The organism is Algoriphagus halophilus, assembly GCF_041729275.1.
In the GTDB taxonomy this organism is placed as follows: domain Bacteria; phylum Bacteroidota; class Bacteroidia; order Cytophagales; family Cyclobacteriaceae; genus Algoriphagus; species Algoriphagus halophilus_A.
Map to the genome: position 1 here is coordinate 1,199,276 of NZ_CP146486.1, position 18,971 is coordinate 1,218,246.

The 18,971-nt window shown below is 39.5% G+C and carries 18 protein-coding genes and 1 pseudogene; 8 read left to right on the plus strand and 11 right to left on the minus strand.

Translation table 11 applies throughout. The features are described from left to right. Positions 1-39 precede the first annotated feature (39 nt). The 3 genes from V8V91_RS06410 to V8V91_RS06420 form a co-directional block, all read right to left on the minus strand. Positions 40-2,460 carry an ABC transporter permease gene (locus tag V8V91_RS06410; RefSeq protein ID WP_373399358.1) on the minus strand — a complete coding sequence of 807 codons (2,421 nt, stop codon included), beginning with the start codon at positions 2,458-2,460 and terminating at the stop codon, positions 40-42. A gap of 103 nt (positions 2,461-2,563) precedes the next feature. Continuing rightward, entirely contained in the window at positions 2,564-4,603 is a 2,040-nt protein-coding gene (locus V8V91_RS06415; RefSeq protein ID WP_373399359.1) for an FtsX-like permease family protein, read from the minus strand. After that, complete coding sequence (locus V8V91_RS06420; protein ID WP_373399360.1) at positions 4,552-5,118, minus strand: ABC transporter permease; 567 nt, start codon at positions 5,116-5,118, stop codon at positions 4,552-4,554. The genes V8V91_RS06415 and V8V91_RS06420 overlap by 52 nt, the downstream gene beginning before the upstream one ends. 823 nt (positions 5,119-5,941) lie before the next feature. Between V8V91_RS06420 and V8V91_RS06425 the strand changes: the two genes are divergently transcribed. Then, positions 5,942-6,106, plus strand: coding sequence for a hypothetical protein (locus V8V91_RS06425; protein WP_373399361.1), 165 nt, complete (start codon positions 5,942-5,944; stop codon positions 6,104-6,106). A gap of 393 nt (positions 6,107-6,499) precedes the next feature. Here V8V91_RS06425 and V8V91_RS06430 read toward each other — a convergent pair whose 3' ends face one another. The 3 genes from V8V91_RS06430 to V8V91_RS06440 are packed head-to-tail and all read right to left on the minus strand — an operon-like array spanning position 6,500 to position 8,861. Beyond that, positions 6,500-7,828, minus strand: a complete 1,329-nt coding sequence (locus tag V8V91_RS06430; RefSeq protein ID WP_373399362.1) for an ABC transporter permease — start codon at positions 7,826-7,828, stop codon at positions 6,500-6,502. After that, positions 7,816-8,190, minus strand: a complete 375-nt coding sequence (locus V8V91_RS06435; protein ID WP_373399363.1) for an ABC transporter permease — start codon at positions 8,188-8,190, stop codon at positions 7,816-7,818. The genes V8V91_RS06430 and V8V91_RS06435 overlap by 13 nt, the downstream gene beginning before the upstream one ends. After that, positions 8,187-8,861 (minus strand): ABC transporter permease, encoded by a 675-nt coding sequence (locus tag V8V91_RS06440; protein ID WP_373399364.1) that lies wholly within the window; start codon positions 8,859-8,861, stop codon positions 8,187-8,189. Before V8V91_RS06440 ends, V8V91_RS06435 begins: the two co-directional genes overlap by 4 nt. A gap of 311 nt (positions 8,862-9,172) precedes the next feature. On the opposite strand from V8V91_RS06440, the gene V8V91_RS06445 reads away from it, so the two are divergent. From V8V91_RS06445 to V8V91_RS06455, 3 genes are all read left to right on the plus strand, one after another. Beyond that, positions 9,173-9,778: an FG-GAP and VCBS repeat-containing protein gene (locus V8V91_RS06445; RefSeq protein ID WP_373399365.1), complete on the plus strand. Its 606-nt coding sequence runs from the start codon at positions 9,173-9,175 to the stop codon at positions 9,776-9,778. Continuing rightward, positions 9,757-10,338 (plus strand): FG-GAP repeat domain-containing protein, encoded by a 582-nt coding sequence (locus tag V8V91_RS06450; protein WP_373399366.1) that lies wholly within the window; start codon positions 9,757-9,759, stop codon positions 10,336-10,338. The genes V8V91_RS06445 and V8V91_RS06450 overlap by 22 nt, the downstream gene beginning before the upstream one ends. Positions 10,339-10,701: 363 nt before the next feature. After that, entirely contained in the window at positions 10,702-11,307 is a 606-nt protein-coding gene (locus V8V91_RS06455; protein WP_373399367.1) for a hypothetical protein, read from the plus strand. Between the two features lie 105 nt (positions 11,308-11,412). On the opposite strand, the gene V8V91_RS06460 is transcribed toward V8V91_RS06455, so the two are convergent. Together V8V91_RS06460 and V8V91_RS06465 are read right to left on the minus strand one after the other, a co-directional pair. After that, complete coding sequence (locus tag V8V91_RS06460) at positions 11,413-11,664, minus strand: HNH endonuclease (RefSeq protein ID WP_373399368.1); 252 nt, start codon at positions 11,662-11,664, stop codon at positions 11,413-11,415. Between the two features lie 302 nt (positions 11,665-11,966). Beyond that, positions 11,967-12,149 carry a hypothetical protein gene (locus V8V91_RS06465; RefSeq protein ID WP_373399369.1) on the minus strand — a complete coding sequence of 61 codons (183 nt, stop codon included), beginning with the start codon at positions 12,147-12,149 and terminating at the stop codon, positions 11,967-11,969. A gap of 121 nt (positions 12,150-12,270) precedes the next feature. Here V8V91_RS06465 and V8V91_RS06470 point away from each other — a divergent pair, with 121 nt between their 5' ends. Next, positions 12,271-12,693, plus strand: a complete 423-nt coding sequence (locus tag V8V91_RS06470) for a PH domain-containing protein (protein ID WP_373399370.1) — start codon at positions 12,271-12,273, stop codon at positions 12,691-12,693. Positions 12,694-12,723: 30 nt separating this feature from the next. Here the strand turns inward: V8V91_RS06470 and V8V91_RS06475 are convergent, their stop codons facing one another. Further along, complete coding sequence (locus V8V91_RS06475) at positions 12,724-13,032, minus strand: DUF3784 domain-containing protein (RefSeq protein ID WP_373399371.1); 309 nt, start codon at positions 13,030-13,032, stop codon at positions 12,724-12,726. A gap of 258 nt (positions 13,033-13,290) precedes the next feature. Between V8V91_RS06475 and V8V91_RS06480 the strand changes: the two genes are divergently transcribed. The 3 genes and pseudogenes from V8V91_RS06480 (at position 13,291) to V8V91_RS06490 (ending at position 16,110) form a co-directional block, all read left to right on the plus strand. Then, a complete protein-coding gene (locus tag V8V91_RS06480) occupies positions 13,291-13,698 on the plus strand; it encodes a hypothetical protein (protein WP_373399372.1) in 408 nt (135 codons plus the stop codon). Continuing rightward, the gene (locus tag V8V91_RS06485; RefSeq protein WP_373399373.1) at positions 13,695-14,036 is read left to right on the plus strand and encodes a hypothetical protein; all 342 of its coding nucleotides are present in this window, start codon (positions 13,695-13,697) and stop codon (positions 14,034-14,036) included. Before V8V91_RS06480 ends, V8V91_RS06485 begins: the two co-directional genes overlap by 4 nt. Positions 14,037-15,004: 968 nt before the next feature. Further along, positions 15,005-16,110, plus strand: a pseudogene (locus V8V91_RS06490) (M43 family zinc metalloprotease). A 328-nt stretch (positions 16,111-16,438) separates the two neighbouring features. Here the strand turns inward: V8V91_RS06490 and V8V91_RS06495 are convergent. Beyond that, positions 16,439-18,544 (minus strand): FtsX-like permease family protein, encoded by a 2,106-nt coding sequence (locus V8V91_RS06495; protein ID WP_373399374.1) that lies wholly within the window; start codon positions 18,542-18,544, stop codon positions 16,439-16,441. A 23-nt stretch (positions 18,545-18,567) separates the two neighbouring features. Then, positions 18,568-18,891 (minus strand): ABC transporter permease, encoded by a 324-nt coding sequence (locus tag V8V91_RS06500; RefSeq protein WP_373399375.1) that lies wholly within the window; start codon positions 18,889-18,891, stop codon positions 18,568-18,570. Between the last annotated feature and the right edge of the window lie 80 nt (positions 18,892-18,971).

The window sequence follows — 18,971 nt, forward strand, 5'->3', positions numbered from 1 at the left end:
GAAGAAAAAGGCAGGAATTAAGCGCTAAGTTTCAAGTCCTTATTCGCTTTTCAGACTTTTTACCGGATTGACTATTGCAGCTGAAATTGCTTGATAGCTTACAGTAATTAAAGCCACTCCCAAAGTCAGAAGCCCTGCTACCAAAAACACAGTAAGCCCCAAATCTATTTTGAAGGCAAAAGAATCCAGCCAACCGTCCATCGCAAACCAAGCCACTGGCACAGCAATTAAAAAGGCAATCCCCACCAGCTTGGCAAAGTTGATTGACAAAAGGAACACAATACTCCCCACGGAAGCCCCAAGGACCTTTCGAACACCAATCTCTTTGGTTCGGAGAAATGCTGTATAGGCGGCTAAGCCAAATAATCCAATACAGGCAATTAGAATTGCTAAAATGGAAAACACTCCTAAAATTTTGCTGGAAGTCTGCTCATTTTTATACAATTCCGCCAAGCCATTGTCTAAGAAATAATAGGAAAGAGGAAGACCATCGGACAGGCTTGCCCATTTTTCTTCTACTGCTCCCAACACTTCATTTTGACGGTTATTCTCAAATCTGATCGCAAGTGTATTGGTAAAACCAGCAGGGTTCTTGGTATTGAAGATAGCCAATGGTGTCACCACTGTGTGCAGAGATTCAAAATTAAAATCCTCGACCACTCCCACCACTGTTAACTCGGATGTAATATTTTCTCCATTGATATTATTTGTGGTCATCAAATGTTGCCCTAAGGGATTTTCATCTCCAAAAAACACTTTTACAGCAGACTTATTTAAAATCAAAGAAAGTGAATCATTGAAATCCTCATCAAATACCCTTCCTTCCAAGGCTTCTATTTTTAAAGTACTGAAAAAATCAGCTTCGGCAGAAAAGCCTTTGGTGGTCAACACATCTCCACCGCCAGGTTTGGTAAATTGAACACCGAAGGTACCTTTTCCAGGCATGGTGCTTGTCTTCCCAGCAGATATCACTCCCGGTAAATTCTCTATCTCTTGCTTTAAAGCATTATGGTTGTCTTGATTGCCAAACCGCTGTAAAACCAATACATTTTCTTTATTGAAACCCAAACTAGTGGATTGAATAAACTGAATCTGATCATTGATTATGAGGGTCCCCGAAATCAATACGATGGCAATTCCGAATTGAAAAACCACCAACCCATTTCTAAGCCAATTGCCTTTACCCGTTTGTAACTTTCCTTTGAGAATGCTGATCGTATTGAATTTTGAAATCTGGAATGCAGGATAGTACCCTGCCAATAAGCCAACAATCACTCCGAAAATCAATAATAATGGAATGGACGATAGCATTGCCGCAAAATCAAATACCAAGGATTTCTGGGCCAGATTATTGAAAAATGGAACGGCAAAGCTGACCAAAACGATTCCAATCATCAAACTGACAATGGTAAGAAGTACTGCTTCCAATAAGAATTGAGTGATGATTTGCTTCCTTGCTGAACCCATCGCTTTTCTCACTCCAACTTCTTTGGCACGATCGGCAGACCTCGCAGTAGCTAAGTTGATGAAATTGATGCAGGCTAATACCAGAATAAATGCTGCAATGGAAATAAAAATATACACATATAAATAATTGCCATTTGCCTTGATTTCTCCCTCTAGATTGGAGTGCAAATGAATGTCCTTAAGAGGCTGAAGGAAATAGCGATAGCCATTTCCAGCTGCAGTATAATCCGCATAACTGACCCCTAAATTCCGCTCAATTTGCCCCGAAGCATATTTGGTCACTAATCCAGGAATTGCCTCTTCCACGGATTTAGGAGATACATTTGGATCCAATTTTAAATAGGTATGAGCAGAAAAGGAGGTATAATTATCCTGATCTATGAAAGGAAAGGAAGTACTGGAAACCAAGTAATCAAATTTCATATGGGAATTTTCCGGAATATCTTCCATGACTCCAGTAATCTCATATTCAGTTTGCCCCTGCTTGATGGTTTTACCCAAAGCTGACTCCCCTTTAAATATTTTCATGGAAGCCGAATTGGAAATCACCACAGTATTAGGCTCCGCCAATGCCGTCTCCTTGTCCCCTTCTAAAAGCACAAAATCAAAAACATTGAAAAAATTAGAATCCGCGGCAGCCACATAATCTTCCTCATAAGGAGTGTCTTCATAGGTAATTACATTCCCGGCGCCAAAATTAAAAATCCGGATAGCATCCGATACTCCTTTTACTTCCTCTTGGATTACCTCTGCAAAACTATGGGGAATAATGGAATAAAAATTTACATGATCTGGATAAATCCGCTCCAATGAGACGCGGTGTATTTGGGCATAGTTTGGAACAAATTTATCATAGGAAAGCTCATCTTTGACATGCAACATGATCAGCATGCAGCAAAGAAAACCTAGGGTCAGACCCATCACATTTATGATGGAATAGACCTTGTTTTTAAAGAGATTTCTAAGGGCAATCTTAATATAATTTTTAAACATAGCTCTGGGGTTTGGGGCGTTTAAATAGGCATTTCTACGTTAAATCCATTTTATATTCATTTACATAAATCTTAATCTTTTATCTAAAATCAGTTATCTCAAATCATTCGTCTTTAATCGAATCTACTGGATTTGACCAGGCCGCTTTCAAGGCTTGGGAGCCCACGGTCAATACTGCTATCAACAAGGTTAACCCACCCGCTACCAAAAAGGAGAATATGGATAAACCCGCCTTGTAAGGGAATTCCTCTTGCCAACTCTGCATGGCATACCAAGCGATTGGAAATGCCAAAACCATGGCGATTCCTACCAATACGATAAAATCCTTGCTGACCAAATTCAAAAGGTTGGTGCTACTTGCTCCCAACACTTTTCGGATGCCAATTTCTTTGGCTCTTTGCTGAACTGTATAGGCTGCCAAACCAAACAATCCTAAGCAAGAAATCAAGATTGCCAAAACACCTGCCATCGTGAACGCTTTACTCAATTGCTGTTCGGATTGGTATTGGGAAGCAAACTTCTCATCCATAAAAAAGTAAGTGAATGGATTCCCGGGGAAGATTTCTTCATAGATGGATTCGATGGTATGGAGATTATCTGCCATCTGATGGGGATCCACTACTAAAGAAAAGAAACCTTCAGCTTGAGAAGGCAAGAAAATCATGGGTGCAATTTTCTCACGTAAGGACAAATGGTGGTAATCTTTGACCACACCTACTACTTCGTATGGGTCTCCCCACAAAATATTTTTCCCGATGGCATCTGTTGGATTCTCAAAGCCAAGTTCTCTCACAGAACTCTCGTTTAAAATCAGCTTTTTAGCTGTTCCCCATCCTTGTTCCGCATCTGTTTGGGTAAAGTTTCTTCCTGCAACCATTTCAATCTCGTAGGTGGGGATAAACTGATCATCCATGATCATCATGGCATAGCTTTTATCTTTATCCTCTGGTCTTGGAACCATGGGAGTGATTCCACCTGCCGAAAAATTATAGCTAATACCTGGAAGCGCATTAGAGGCTCCCAAACCTTTGACAAATACTTGAGATAGCAAACGCTGTTTGAAGTTTGCCATTTTATTTTGCTTGTTTTCTCCTACATCATTTGGACCTTCCACGATGATTTTCTGATCCAGATTCATCCCAAGGTTTTTGTTTTGCATGAAGGTCAACTGATCCCTAATTACCAAAGTGCAGACGATAATCCCTATGGAAATCACAAATTGGAATACCACTAACCCCTTTTTCAATAGTTCTCTTCCAGGAGATTTCACCTTTAGTTCGGACTTTTGATCAAATTTTCCAGACAAAACCACCACATAAAACCCAGAAATCAAGGCACAGATACCGATCACTCCAACAAGCAAAATCCAAAACACTGGGGTTTGAAAGGCTCCCATCCAAATTCCTTGTCCAATAATTGACTCAGCAAGGCTTTGCCCCAGATAAACCAGAGAGAGCCCCAGAACAGTGGCAAAGGCCATCAAAAGGGTAGTTTCCACCATAAACTGCTCGGCCAATTGCCAACTCTTGGCACCAAGTACTTTTCGCATTTTAATCTCTTTGATCCTAGTCAGAATACTGGCTGAGGAAAGATTTAAATAATTCACATAAGCAATTCCCAAAATCAAAAAAGCCATGATGGCAAAAACCAAAATGGTGGAAAGGCTACCATAAGAAGGTAAAGGATCAGAAATACTGGCACCCAAATGAATTTCTGACAATGGTTGAAGAATGATGGACACTTCTTCTGAACCTGGATTTTTTCGTATGAAATCTGTGATCTGCTGAGATAAATCCCCTGCGTCTACCCCTGATTTGCTTAAAGCAAAAAGGTTTACAAATCCTGAATCTACTCCATTTGGATCCGCCCAATCATTTCCTCCCCGGTTATCCGGGCTCTCTAAGGTATGGATGGATAAAAAGATATTGGCATTTAAATCGGATCTAGCAGGGATTTCAGCAAGTACGCCTGTGACCGTAAAATCATGCTTTCCGAACTGATTGCTTAGTGTAAACGATTTCCCTAAAGCATCCGCTTCCCCAAAGTATTTTTTAGCGAGTACCTCGGTGATAACAGCAGTTTGTGATGTTCTTAAATCAGCAGTACCACGTAATACGGGAAATGAAAAATTCTCAAAAAACAACCTTCTACATAGCTTACTTCATTCTCTTTAAAAGCTAAATCAGTACCTGGAATAGCGATTAATCCTCCTCCTATAAAACCTGCCACTCGATCCACAGACTCCAGGTCTACAAATTGATCTTTGAGTATAGAAGCATATCCCGGTGGCAAATAGATTTCAGCCTCTCCATTTCCTTCCACCACAACCACCCGATATAGACGATCCTTGTTAGCGTGAAAATCATTGTATGTCCATTCAGTAGCTACAAAAGCAAACAAGGTCATGAAAGTAACTAGTCCTAAAACCAATCCTATGACATTGACGAAACTGAAAAGTCTCCTTTTCCGAAGACTACGAAATGCAATTTTGAAGTAGTTTTTCCACATACAAGATTCAATTTGGCTGATGAAGCTAAAAAAATACAGAAGGGACTTCTTTGGTGCCATAAGGCACTGGACAAACTCCAAACTATTCAGTAGAAATCCACTTTCATGCCATCCAAAAACCGTCAAATCAATGCTTTTGGGCAGTTTCATTTGAAGCTACCTCCAAACTATCGGACAAAATTGTTCGCCTGCGGTCGAAGATACTCGACGTCATTTCGAGCCTATCTACCGAAAGGCAGGTCCTTAAAGACCACTTTTAATTCATTTCGGTCTGAAGGATACTGTCTGACATGACAAAATGTTGACTCAAAACACTTAGTATGGCCTTTGGAGTATTCGGTTTTGGGACAGTTGATTTGGCGTGAAGAAAATGAGTTAGCTCGTGAAGTTTACGAACGAGATCCACTCATTTTTAGCAAAAATCAAGGGAACAAAATCAAATTGAGCTAAACGAAAATTTATATAAATCGAAAACAGCTCAATTTGAAGAATTCTCCATGGCCTAGATTTTTGGTTCTTTTCATCAATGGAAAAGAACAAAGTCTGAGTCCCACAAAACTTTTTCTATCTTAGATTAGATTCCATCTTGCTGGCAAAACGATTCTGTCTCCAAAAGAAAATCCTGGGCCAGCGCTGGGGAAATCTAATTTTTACCCAGGGTTTTAACCCTGGGCTATAAATCTTTGACCCCGCTGGGGTCTGGAATTATTTTTTCGAGGACTTTTCGATTTCAATCTTAGATTAGACTCCATCTTTCTCCCTTCTCCTCTTCTGTGATTATTAAACTACAAAATATTATACTGCTTCAACTCTCACTGACAAACATAGGATGACGGTCCAAAAACTGATACTCGAACGTCATTGCGAGCCTGCCTCCCGAAGGGCAGGCAAAACTTTTCTGTCTATAGGACACTGACTGAGATGACGAAATGTTGACTCAAAACACTTAGTATTGCCTTTGGAGTATTCGGTTTTGGGACAGTTGATTTGGCGTGAAGAAAATGAGTTAGCTCGTGAAGTTTACGAACGAGATCCACTCATTTTTAGCAAAAATCAAGGGGAACAAAATCAAATTGAGCTAAACGAAAATTTATTTAAATCGAAAACAGCTCAATTTGAAGAATTCTCCATGGCCTAGATTTTGGTTCTTTTCATCAATGGAAAAGAACAAAGTCTGAGTCCCACAAAACTTTTTCAATCTTAGATTAGATTCCATCTTGCTGGCAAAACGATTCTGTCTCCAAAAGAAAATCCTGGGCCAGCGCTGGGGGAATCTAGTCCATTTTACCCAGGGTTTTAACCCTGGGCTATAAATCTTTGACCCCACTGGGGTCTGGAATTATTTTTTCGAGGACTTTTCGATTTCAATCTTAGATTAGACTCCATCTTGCTGCCAAAACGATTCTGTCTGGAAGACACAGACCGCGGTAAGTACGAGATTGCATCGCCTCGTTCCTCGTCTCGCCCGCCTCCCGGAGGGCAGGTAATGACGGTCCAAACCCTACATCATAAATCTTAAATCTTAAATCCCCTATTCGCTTTTAATCGCCTGTACCGGATTGGAATGGGCCGCTTTCAAGGATTGTAAGGTGACCGTTAAAAATGCCACACCTAAAATCGTAGCAGCTGCTACCGGTATAAACCACCATTCAAATGAAATCTTGTATTGATACCCTGCAAGCCAGTCTTTCATTACCCAAAAGGCAATACCGGATCCGATGAGGATAGACAGGGAAACGATTAGAATAAATTCCTTATTGATGACTTGTAAAATGGAAATAGTGGAGGCTCCCAATACTTTTCTTATTCCAATCTCTTTGGTTTTTTGTTCCGCCACATGTGCAGAAAGTCCAAGTAATCCCAGGCAGGAAATCAAAATAGTCAATATGCTAAAATATTGAGCAAGATCTCTTAAACGTACATCCTCCTGATATAAACGAGCATAGTTTTCATCCATGAAACTATAATCAAAAGGAAATTCCGGGTTTAGATTTTTGGCAACAGTTTCTAAGTAAGCCACTGTTTCCTGAATTTTACTGGTATTTACCTTGATATAACCTTGCCAGGTGTTTTTAGGATCTAGCAGAAATATAGCAGGGGCTACATCTTTTCTAAAACTCTCAAAATGAAAATCTTTCACCACTCCGGTAATAGCTCTTTCCTCATCCCAAAGTCTAAAAAATTCATTTCCTTCATGATCTTGCTCCATTAATTCCAAAGCAGTCTGATTTAATATAGCTCCTGATACCGAATCCGATCCATGCTGGTGATCAAAATCCCTTCCCCTCACCAATTGCAAACCGGAAGTCTTAATGAAATCATAGTCGATCCGGATGATCTCAAATAACGCCGCATTTTCGGGGTCTTTTCCTTCCCACTCTACTCCTCCCGTATTAGAGTTTCTTCCCATAAACCCAAAGGACGAGCGGCTGACGGATTCTATGTTTTCATTTTTCTCCAATTCTGCTTTGAACACATCAAAACTCTCCAATAGCTTCCCTTCCAAGGTTACTTGAATCAATTGGTCTTTGCTGTATCCCAGGTCTTGGTTCATAGCAAAACTGATTTGCTGATATACTACCAAGGTGGAAACGATCAAAATTGTGGCAAGAATAAACTGAAATAGAACTAATCCTTTTCTGGCCATCACCACTCCTTTACCTGATTTGGTATATGACCGAAAAACTGAAACTACTTTGGTGGCTGACAGGTAAAGCGCTGGGTAACTGCCCGCAACCAATCCGGTAAATAAGATAATACTGAGCAATTCCATCCAGAAAATACCTGAACCATAAGGCACAAACATTTCTTTTCCAGTCAATTCATTAAATATGGGAAGACTAATTTCTACCAATAGCACGGCAATGAACCCAGAAAAAATGAAATCAATATAGACTCACTCATAAACTGCATGACCAGCGATTTTTTATCAGCTCCTGCCACCTTTCTTACCCCAACCTCCTTGGCACGTTTTTGAGATTTTGCAGTGCTCAAGTTCATGAAATTTATGCAGGCGATGATCAGGACGAAGAGACCGATCATGGCAAACAATTTGACGTTTTTTATTCTCCCTTCTACTAACTCACCATCTTTCCATTGCCCGTAGAGGTACAAATCTGCCAAGGGATATGCAAAAAGGCGAACATTGGAATCCTCATTTCTTTCGGAGATATAATTTTCAATACTAGCCGAAAAAGCTTCAGGATCTGTTCCTTCTCTCAATTTGATGATGGTACTGGGACCATTATTTCCCCAGTCAGAAAGCCATTCATTTTCCTGAAAAAAAGGGCATAAGGCAAAATATAATCAAACTTCAAGGAGGAGCTTTCTTTCAAATCTTTAAGAACTCCCTGTACAATAAAATTTTTTGAGTCTGTCCCTTGTCGAATTTCTACATCCTCCCCTACGACATCTGTTTTCCCAAAGAGGGAGATAGCCCCTTTTTCCGTCAAGACTACATGGTTGTTTGCAGTCAACATCCGATCCAAATCTCCTTGCGCCACATCAAATTGATAAATCTGAAGTAAATCAGGCATGGCATAAATCCCGGTCAACTTGATTCTCTTATCTTTTTGGATGAATAACTGGGTTTGTGACCAGGTATAGGTAGAGGCAAATTCTACTTCCGAAAGCGTTTCCTTCATGCTTTCTGCCAATACGCCTGGAGTAGAATTGGTAGTAAAAACATCAACGCCATACGTCTGGTGCTCCATCACTCGATAGATTTGATCCAGATCTTTAAACTCTCTATTTACATTCAATTCAGAATTGACCCAAAGACCGATTAAAATAGCAGCCCATAACCCCAAGGACAAGCCAAAAAGGTTAATGAAAAAAGTAAGCTTATGCTTGGCAAAACCCCGTAAGGCAATTTTAAAATAGTTCTTGGACATAGTAATGCGTCGTAAAGTGGAGGAGGTTTGATGAGGAATATTATAAAGTTGGTTTAGCTTTCTACTAAAGTAGATGCACTTAGGCTAGGAAAAGTTGCATAGAAAGTGCCAGTGGAATAAAATGCCCTTATTACTGAGCAAAAGCCATTTATCTGGATCTCTTTTGTCCGCTAATAATTCTTTTTTGGTCGCAATCGGACGATAACGAAAAATCTGATTGCTTTTGTCGATACTGGAGATCTCCATGACCTTTCCAGGAGAACAAGAATCCCCTCAATTTTTCTAACTTTAGAATACACCAAAATTTTTGAATGATGACCCTGTTAATTTTACCATGGCTTGCACTTTTATTTTCTCAGGATCGGCCAAACTTCGAAGCCCAACTCATTGACTCCAATGTCTCTATAGGTTATGGAGTAGTCGTGGGTGATGTGGATGGAGATGGAAAACCAGATTTGATTTTGGCAGATAAAAAACAATTCGTTTGGTACCGAAACGGAGATTGGAAGCGCTTTTTAATGGTAGAAAACCTGACCGTGCGGGATAATGTCTGTATTGCGGCTCGGGATATTGATGGAGATGGAAAGGTAGAGATAGCTGTAGGTGCACAGTGGAACCCAGGAGAAACCAGCGATGAAGCTCAATCCGGCTCAGTTCATTTCTTAATCCGACCCGCAGATCCTACACAACTTTGGACCCCAGTGCAACTTCCACATGAGCCAACGGTACATCGTATGTATTGGGTAAAAACAGGGAGTGATACCTATCAACTCGTCGTACTCCCACTCCACGGTCGAGGAAATAAAGCAGGCGAGGGAGCTGGAGTGAAAGTGATTGGCTATGAGAAACCTTCAGACCCAAAAATCCCTGGAAAACCAATCTCATCGATGAGTCCATGCATCTCACGCATAATATGACCTCCAAAGACCTGGGCGTGGGTGAAGGAGAGACCATTTTTATAGGGGGAAAAGAAGGTGTGAAAAGCTTTTCTTATCGAGATAATGGCTGGTTTGCAGGACCTACAACTGAGTCACCTCCCGGACATGAATCTTATGGTGAATTATCTCTTGCAGATATTTCTAGCCGAGGATTACTGCTGGCTGGCGTAGAGCCCATGCATGGCAATCAGGTGACTGCATACACAGCAACCCAGGAAACTAATCAGCCGCAGCGGATCGTCTTGGACAAAAGCCTGAAGGAAGGACATGGGATTGTCACAGGCGATTTTCTGGGAAATGGCACCGTCCAAGTAGTCGCTGGCTGGCGTACGCCAAATGAAGCGGGAGATATAGGCATCAAACTATACGAACCTATTAACGAAAACTATACAGAATTCAAATCCCACTGGATCGATCAAAACGGAATGGCAACCGAAAGTTTAACTGCAGCTGATCTCAATGGCGATGGAAAACTCGATCTAATCGCCTCTGGCCGATCCACCCATAACCTAAAAATTTACTGGAACCGAAGAGAATAAGGTAGTACAAGTCATTACCTACCTTACGGAAGGCGGACCTAGCCTCAGGGGGACATATCTTCACGTTGAAACAAAGGCCATCCTACAAATCATCCTATCGATGTCTAAAAATATAATCAATACAAAATTTGAACTTCCCTGTGGGATTACTCTGAAAAATAGATTGGTAAAATCTGCCATGACAGAGCGAATCAGTAACAATAAATTCGAACCCACTATCGAGCACGAAAGGCTCTATGAAAAGTGGTCTGATACTGGAGCGGGTTTATTAATTACCGGAAATGTGATGATTGATAGGATTCATTTAGAATCCGCTGGAAATGTATGTTTTGATGATGAAAAGATGTTGCCAAAGCTCAAAAAATGGGCTGCTGCAGGAAAAAGAATGGGAATCATATTTGGGTACAAATCTCTCATGCCGGAAGGCAATCCAATAAATTTAGCACCTTTAAACCATTGGCGCCTTCAGAAGTACAGCTCAAAAAGCTTGGACTTTTCGGGAAACCAAGAGCTATGTCAGAAAGGGATATAGAAAATGCAATTAAAGGATATATCAAAGCTGCCAAAATCGCCAAAGATGCAGGTTTTACGGGGATCCAGATCCAAGCAGCAAATGGCTATTTGATCAGTCAATTTCTTTCCCCTTTAACCAATCAAAGAACGGATGATTGGGGAGGAAGTATTTTCAACCGTAACAGAATACTGCTTTCCGTCATTCGTGAAATACGAAAGGTGGTCGGCCCTTTATTTCCAATTGCAGTAAAGTTGAATTCATCCGATTTCCAAAAGGGTGGATTTACTGAAGAGGAATCACTGGAAGTAATTAAGCTGCTTGACAAAGAAACTATTGACCTCTTGGAAATTTCTGGTGGAACTTATGAAAAAGTGGCGTTCTTTTTAATGAATGAGGATCATGTAAAGACAAGCACTCGACACCGAGAAGCCCCTCTAGGTGTAGTCGAAAAGTAATAGCACTGGGTGTAGTTTGCAACTACACTCCTGTCTGCCGATAGGCAGACAGGCAAATTCATCTTAGTTTATCATTAAACAATGATTTAATTTGAAAAATTAATCCTACCCAATTCGATTCGATTTTTCCCTATTACACTTTTCGCAAAGTAACTGGACATTTCTGTAGGTATTTGCCCCACCTTTTGAAAAAGGAATGATGTGGTCGAATTCTAACTTCTCATTTGAGCCACAAACCACACATTTCCCTTCATCTCTTCGCCAAACCCTATCCTGAATTTCTCTGGAAATCCTTCTATTCCCTTTATTTGATTTTTCATATTCTTCAATGGCCTTGATTTCCATTCCACTTGCCACAAAATTTAAAGCTTGAAAAAACGGCTGATTTTTTCTGAGCTTAAAAAATTCAAAAGGTGTTTCTTTGAATTGGTCGAGTAAAGGGTTTTGAATCTGAATCAATTCAAAAAATCTATTATGTGAATGAATAAGTTTCTGAATAAAGCCCTCTTCGATATCAGAATCCTTAAGGTTATATTTCTTTTTACAGTGATTACATCTAATGGTTATCACATTAGGAAGTATGTCCCAAATTGTAAATTCATCTTGATGACATTTTTTACATGGTGCAACCTGACGACTTAAAAAATCAATTTTGGAGATTAGATTCTTTCCAGAAAAATCAAATCTTGGTCTTTAAGTAAATCTTCATATTGAACTTTATTCCTTTTTTCCTCTAATGGTTTCTCAATTAATTGATACCATAACAACGCAGCAAAAGCCAAAAGAATCAATAAACCAACCAAAATCACACTAAATTCTAATTCTCCTTCAAACCCTATCATCTTGAAAAAATTTTTGAGACATATTATTAAATTATTTATTTATAATAAAGATTTTTGTTTAATTCTCCCCTTCTAAGATTAAAGAGAACCATTTCCTGTAATTTGCTAGAAACTGAAGAATATGAAGGTTTATAAAGCCAAAAAGACAGGATTTATCAATTTTTTACTGATCGGTTCGGTGATTTTGCCGATAGCTATTTTCCTACTTGATCAGAATACTTTTTCAGAGAAGCCCTTTATTCTTTTACCATTATTGAGTCCAATGATTTTAATCCTTTGGATCTATTTTGACACTTCCTATAAAATTGAAAATGAGGATTTGATTTATCGCTCTGGATTCCTTCGGGGTAGAATTGGGATTTCGACTATCCAGGAAATACAAAAAGGAAAAACCAAGTGGAGCGGAGTAAAACCTGCCCTAGCGGCAAAAGGTCTGATTATTAAGTTCAATAGATATGATGAAATCTATATCGCGCCAGAAAGTAATGAGAAACTTGTTTCGGATTTATTGAAAATAAATGCTGGAATTAAAATAATCGAGTAATAGCTCAGTATGAGGTGTAGCCACCTATTCTTACCTAAAGCGATTGTTAATCAATAGGTTTGAGCCGACAACAGTCACTATCAGTCCCACGAATGTCACTATCACAAAAATCCCAATACTTAACTGCGGATTTTCAAGCCAAATAGATACTGGATATCCTAAAAGCACGATACCGCCCATTAAACAAAAAAGAAGAGAGGCAAAGAAGGGCAAATTGTTTTTCTCGGCAGTTTCCCTTTCTCTGTTCGACAACCTTCCGTATCCTGCTAGAATAGTTGGATACTTTCTTACCACAAGACCAATAATCAAATACAAGGTTCCTAAAATTATAACTGCCATAATTCCTATTGTTTAAATTGGTAAAGCTTCGGAATATACCAAACTACAAGAGTAATTCAAACTTTTTAGTTGAATGAATTTATACCACCCAGAGAAGTTAGTTTGTACGTTGATACAAAGTGTTTTTGAATTCCTCACTTCCGCTAAGAATTAGAATTGGGTGGATAAAAACTTCTACTATTTATTTAAACCTTTTTTCAGGATTTCTGTAAATGGTATTATGAAGGTTTTAGTGATACTTTTTTCTTATTGATACCTGTGGGACTTTTTGCACAGTCCGTCATGATTTATCCTGATGGAACACATTCGGTGGTTCATGATCATGGGATCCATAAAGTAATTGTCAATCCTGATGGAACTCATGCTGTTGTAGTGGACTTAGGCACAAACAACATCTTGGTAAATCCTGACGGTACTCACTCTCAGATTATTGATCATAGAAACTCTAATATCATTGTAAATTCAAATGGAACTCATTCCATCCTTGCTAAACGAGGAAATTTTCAACAGGTGTTGGTTCGCTCAAATTATGCATTTCAACCGATTACCCTTAAAAAGCGCGGAGGCAAAATGGTAATCCTGCCAGATGGCTCTGTGATTCATTTTGAGAAAGTGAAAACAAAGAGAATGTCAAAAATAAAAACCATCAAACACCTGGATAAATGAGCAAAAAAAACATCAAACTCTTGACCCTTGTCTCATCCATTATTATTCTCAGCAATATCTTTTCAGCTTATATAAATGCATTTACAGAAGGGATTTTTAAATCGTATTTATTTCAAACCGAAAAAGCGGAGTTTGAATTTTGGACAATGCCTTCAAAAGGGAGAGATGTTGAAGTAATGGAAAGACATTTTGAAAGCTTCAAAAATGCGCACCCGGAATATTCAGACCTTAAACTGCATCGGACTTTTAAAAGAAATCCATTAAAGTTCTGGAATTGGTATGTCTACCTGACCAATGAGCAATACGACTACAAATACCAGGAAGAAATAAACAAATGACTGTAGTTGCACTTTTTTCAAGGTCTTCAAAATGGCATCACTATCCATATATCTGATGTACTTTTAAACTTAAAGGAATAAACGATGCCTAAATTCAAGATATATTAACCCAAATCTTTCTAAAGGTATGTGGACTTTTGAATTCCCCGAAGAAGTTGTCAATTTATCACAAGTCCCATTTCTGAGTAGTTTTTGTGTTTCCTTCTAAATTTGATAGCGTCCTTCAAAAGTGTGTTACCCCATCGGGAATTTCCACAGTTGTTGGTTTAGTGAAATTCAGAATATCAATCGATTACCATTCAAAAACGGGGCTGCAAATTGGTGATCTTGCCAGATGGCTCTCTGATTTATTTTGAGAAAGTGAAAAAAAGAGGAAAGTCAAACCAAATCAACCTTCGAGATTCTAAAAACATAAAAGGTTGATTTCTGCCTCGGCTTGTGTCTTCACAAGCTAGTAGTTCCTTCTATTTGTGAAGATACCTAGTTAGTGCGAACAAGAACTAAATCTTATATCCTACATCCTAATTCCTCTCCCCTGTTGCGCCTTGAAAGGGTTCTGCGTATTGTTTTTATTATCATCTATTTATCATACTTTTTAGATTTCTATGAAACACGTTAACCTTTTGCCCGGGCTGGTTTTACTCTTTGTTCTAGCTTTTATTTTGGCAGGCTGCTCCAATCTAGAAGATGAAAAATTGGAGGCTTTTAACAATCAAGTTGCCGGTATAAAAATCACTGCCTATGACTCGATATTCTCCACAACCTTCAAAAAACAAACTTTGAAGATTTTCCCTCAATTTTTAAATGGCATAGATGAAGAAGTGACTTTGGAAGAACTCCCCAATCAGGTGATTTATATCAATGATAAAGTCAGCAAGGATCTGGTTATAGACACCAGTGAAGAGACTGAATATTCGGTTTATATGAAAGTAGGCGGTGTTAAAAGCAATTCTCTTCGGATAAAAGTCATGGATGTAAATACCCGAACCTATATTTCAAGAATAGAAATCTCGCCGGGAGATTCTACATTTTCGCCTTATGCCATTTCTGGCATTTCCAGAATTGATTTGAAGCCAAGGATCTATAATTACAAGGAAAGAGAATTCGAGCCAGGCTATTATCCCAATTATTCTGTTTGGTTTGACGGTGTAGAATATCCCAACCCGAATGATATCCTTGTCAGCCGGACAGGCAATATCCCCTATTATGTTGTTTCGGGAGACAAGAAATCTGAGGTTCAATTTATTTTTTCCAGAGAAAAGCCTGATTTGTCACCTGTCTATAGCCTACCAATTATTTTTCATTTAGTGGAAGGTCCACAAGGAAGAAGAGTTACCTCAGGAGAAATTCCTGGTATTTTAGAAAAGACAAACGAACAATTTAGAAATGAACAAAGTCTTTTCAGACAAAGCCATAATTCATTCGATTCCGGAATTCAATTCACCTTGGCACTTAAAGATACTCTTGGCAACTTACTGAACGAACCCGGCACTCACAGGATTGAAACCGATGAAACTGTATTTCGATATAATACCGAACAAACCGATAAATTCATTTTTGAGCATCTTTGGGATCCAGAAAAGTACATCAATGTTTTCATCTTGGAACTGACTGGGGCCGGAGGTTTTGCCAATTTTCCCAGAGAATATCCAGCCGATCAAATCCCTCCTCTAAACTTTAATTATGCAGTTGTTGTGGGGATGTCCTCTTATCGAAACTCTACCACTTTAACCCATGAATTGGGTCATTTATTTGGTCTCCCCACATATTTCATAACAACGAATACGAACCTTGTAAAGATGGGGATGGAATACCTGACACGGAATCATACCTGAAAAAAGGCGATATCTTGGCCTCCAATCAAGACATTTATTGCAACGACATTCCATTCTACTCCACTAATTATATGGACTATATCGGGGTAAAGAATAGCTTCACATTGGATCAAGTCCTCAAGATGAGAGAAGTGGTATCCAAAAATATTTATTTACCTGCCATAGATTCCAAGGGAAGATTAGAACAAGGTCCCTTTGTAAAAGGAACCCTGGATTTGAGTATTAAAGCAATTCAATAGGGCTGAGATTTTTGAGATTTTCGAAGTATGTGTCTTCACTAGCCGATTATAAGGATAATTCTTGATGACATAAACCGGGACGAAAAATTAAGACATATAAAAACCTTCGAGGTTTTAAAAACCTCAAAGGTGGATTTCTATTTTCTGCCCCGGCTCGTGTCTTCACGAGCCGTTTCAATCTTAAGTTGGTGAAGACACCAACTCCGGCAAGGGTCGAGATGGGTTACTTTTCAGACTTCTTATTTTAGCTTTCTGACTTTAGATTGCCACAACTCGTACCTCGTCTCGCCCGCCTCCCGGAGAGCAGGCAATGACGGTACCCTTCAAATTACTCGCTCTTTAATGAGTTCACAGGATTGGCCGTAGCCGCTTTAATGGATTGATAACTGGTGGTCAACAAGGCAATCACCACTGCAAAGAGTCCTGCACCCAGGAATACCTGCCATCCCAAATCTTGTTTAAACTGATAATCTTCCAGCCATTTTTTCATCGCATACCAGGCCACGGGTGAAGCAATCAAGAATGCGATCAAAACCAGTTTGGCAAACTCTTTCGACAGTAAAACGATGATGCTTCCAATGCTTGAACCCAATACTTTTCGGATACCAATCTCTTTGGTTCGCTGCTCTGCAGTAAATGCCGTCAAGGCAAACAGGCCCAAGCAGGCTATCACAATGGCAAATCCTGCAAATATGCCAAAGACCTTTCCAAGTCGTGTTTCTGCTGCATACATTTTCCCAAAACGATCATCTAAAAAGGAATAAGTGAAAGGTTGCCCTGGTGCAAATTCATTCCACTTCGCTTCCACAAATTCAATTACCTGATCCGTATCATTGGCATTGAAACGGAAAGAGGCAATCCCTTGAGGTCTTTTGCTCAAGAATATCATCAAAGATCCAATGTTCTCTTTCAGAGATTCGAAGTGGAAATTCTTCACGATGCCTACCACCGTTTTGCTTTCCAATTCTTCCATATTCATCGTTTCATTGTCTCCGGCCAAAGTGTAGATTTTTTGTCCGATTGGATCACCCGTAAAGTCGAATTGCTTTACCGCCGATTCATTTAGGATCACTGCACTTGAATCAGAGGGGAAATCCATGGAAAAATCCCTGCCTTCTACAATTTCCATCCCCATGGTATTCACGTAATCGTAGTCCACCCGCCAGTTTTGAAGGCTGACAAGATTTTCTGTTTGCTTGGGATCTTTTCCTTCCGCCCACCAAGGTGTATCAGACCGCCAGGTACCAGAAACTGGTAAGTAACCTGTGATTGTACCGGATTCCATCATGCTGTTTGATAAAATCTCCCGCTTAAACGCTTCTGCCTGATCTCCCAAAGCATAAACATCATCGATGGTAATGACTTGATCTTTACTGAAACCAATCTTTTTGTTTTGGATATAGTTCAGCTGGTTGAATACTGCGATGGTTGCAATGATCAGAATAATGGAAATCGAAAACTGGAATACCACCAACGAGCTTCGTATCATCCCACTTTTCATTCCAGAAGCCACCTTTCCTTTTAGAATACTCACTGGTTTAAATCCGGATAAGAAAAATGAAGGATAGGTTCCAGCAAGAATACCTGTGCCGATGGCTCCTAAAATTAAGATCATATAAAACGTCAATTGTGAAAAAGGAATGCCCAAGGTTCTCCCTGCCAAATCATTGAAAACTGGTAACAAAAAGGCTACCAATGGAATAGCAATCAAAAATGAGATGACACTTAGCAAAATAGACTCCATCAAGAACTGTCGGATCAAATGAGACCTGTAAGATCCCATCACCTTTCGAATACCTACCTCCTTAGCTCGGTTGGAAGATCTTGCTGTGGATAAGTTCATAAAATTGATATAGGCAATGACCAAGATAAATAGTGCAATTGCCACAAAAAGATAGACATAAGTAATGTTGAAATTCGGCTCAAACTCACCCATCAAATCACTTTTCAAGTGGATATCCAATAAGGGTTGCAGGACGTATTCCATTTTTCCCCCATCGGCAAGCATAGCATCCATTGTCGTACCTTCCCCAAATATTTTACCCAATTCAGGTTCGATATTCTTTTTGATCAGTGATTTCATCTTTAGATTCAGGTCCTGTGGATCTGCCCCTTCCCTGAGCTTCAAATAGGTTTGGAAATTATTGCTTAACCAAGAGGTGGTTTGCGCTTCCTCCAAACCTTCCATAGAAAGTAAGAAGTCAAAATGAAAGTGGCTATTTTGAGGGATATTCTCATAGACACCCGTGATTCGAAAATCATTGTCATTGTCTAAAATCAAGGATTTCCCTAAAGCACTTTCTCCAGGAAAATACTTCTCAGCAATGCTTTTGCTAATAGCCATAGTGTTGGGCTCAGCAAGAACCCCTTCTGGATTTCCCTCTAAGAGTGGCGTTCCGAAGACATTAAAAAAATCTTTGCCCGCCCAAATCACATTATTTTCTTTGATGTTCTGATCTACTTTTTGACCAGATAGGAACCTCGCTGTCTAAATTTAACCGCGTATTCCACCTCTGGGAACTCAGCTGGAAGTGCTTCTGCCATTGGGGCCGGAGCCTGGGTCATATTCCAATGGTTCCCCCCAAAAATAATTTCTGAATGAATTCTGTAAATCTGATTCGCATCTTTGAAATGCTTGTCGTAAGAGAGTTCATTGATGACAAAAAGTGAGATGATCATACAGACTGCCACCCCAACGGATAAACCCAAGATGTTGATAAAGGTGTAGAACTTATGCTTTTTTAAGTTCCTAATGGCGATTTTGAAGTAGTTCTCAAACATAATAGTGCTGGATTGGGTTGGTCAAAATTCTGGAACGCAGGCTCCTACATCTGTTAGATGAGTTGTACGTGAAACAGGTT